This is a genomic window from Mameliella sp. MMSF_3455 (genome assembly GCF_030733205.1).
GTDB lineage: Bacteria > Pseudomonadota > Alphaproteobacteria > Rhodobacterales > Rhodobacteraceae > Antarctobacter.
The window spans coordinates 1-1,365 of the sequence record NZ_JASHJL010000106.1; the positions used below are offsets into that span (position 1 = coordinate 1).

General features: G+C 64.2%; 1 protein-coding gene. It reads right to left on the reverse strand.

Features of this window, described 5'->3' with window-relative positions:
* Positions 1–1,365: adenosylhomocysteinase (gene ahcY, locus RBB42_RS28030; protein WP_305972719.1), on the reverse strand; the 1,365-nt coding region annotated here is incomplete at its 5' end.

The following is a 1,365-nucleotide window of genomic DNA, read 5'->3' on the forward strand; positions in this document are numbered from 1 at the left end:
TCAATACCGGTAGTGTTCCGGCTTGAACGGTCCTTCGGGCGCGACGCCGATGTAGTCGGCCTGGTCCTTGGACAGTTCGCTGAGCTTGACGCCGATGCGCTCCAGGTGCAGGCGGGCGACCTTTTCGTCCAGGTGCTTGGGCAGGATGTAGACCTTGTTCTTGTACTGGTCGCCGTTCTTGTAGAGCTCGATCTGCGCCAGGACCTGGTTGGTGAAGGAGGCCGACATCACGAAGGACGGGTGACCGGTGGCGTTGCCCAGGTTCAAAAGGCGCCCCTCGGACAGCAGGATGATCCGGTTGCCGCCCGGCATCTCGATCATGTCCACCTGTTCCTTGATGTTGGTCCACTTGTGGTTCTTCAGCGCGGCAACCTGGATCTCGTTGTCGAAGTGGCCGATGTTGCCGACGATCGCCATGTCCTTCATCTCGCGCATGTGCTCGATGCGGATCACGTCCTTGTTGCCGGTGGTGGTGATGAAGATGTCGGCGCTCGAGACCACGTCTTCCAGCGTCACCACCTCGAAGCCGTCCATCGCCGCCTGCAGGGCGCAGATCGGGTCGATCTCGGTCACCTTCACCCGGGCGCCGGCGCCGCGCAGGCTCGCCGCCGAGCCCTTGCCCACGTCACCGTAGCCGCAGACCACGGCGACCTTGCCGGCCATCATCGTGTCGGTGGCGCGGCGGATGCCGTCCACCAGCGATTCCTTGCAGCCGTACTTGTTGTCGAACTTCGACTTGGTCACGCTGTCGTTGACGTTGATTGCCGGGAAGGGCAGCTGGCCGTCGCGCACCAGCTGGTACAAGCGGTTGACGCCGGTGGTGGTCTCCTCGGAGACGCCCATGATCTGGTCGCGGGTCCTGGTGAACCAGCCCGGGGAGGCCGCCATGCGCTTCTTGATCTGCGCCTTGATGACTTCCTCTTCTTCCGAGGTCGGCACGGCAATGATGTCCTCACCCGCCTCGGCGCGCGCGCCCAACAGGACGTACAGGGTGGCGTCGCCGCCATCGTCGAGGATCATGTTGGGGCCGTCGTCGAACAGGAAGGACTTGTCGAGATAGTCCCAGTGCTCTTCCAGCGTCTGGCCCTTGATCGCGAAGACCGGGATACCGGCATCGGCGATCGCCGCCGCCGCATGGTCCTGGGTCGAGAAGATGTTGCACGACGCCCAGCGCACGTCCGCGCCCAGCGCCACCAGCGTCTCGATCAGGACGGCGGTCTGGATCGTCATGTGCAGCGACCCGACGATGCGCGCGCCCGACAGCGGCTTGCTCGCGCCGTATTCCTCGCGCAGCGCCATCAGCCCCGGCATCTCGGTTTCGGCAATGTCCAGTTCCTTGCGGCCGAACCCGGCCAGTGCAATGTC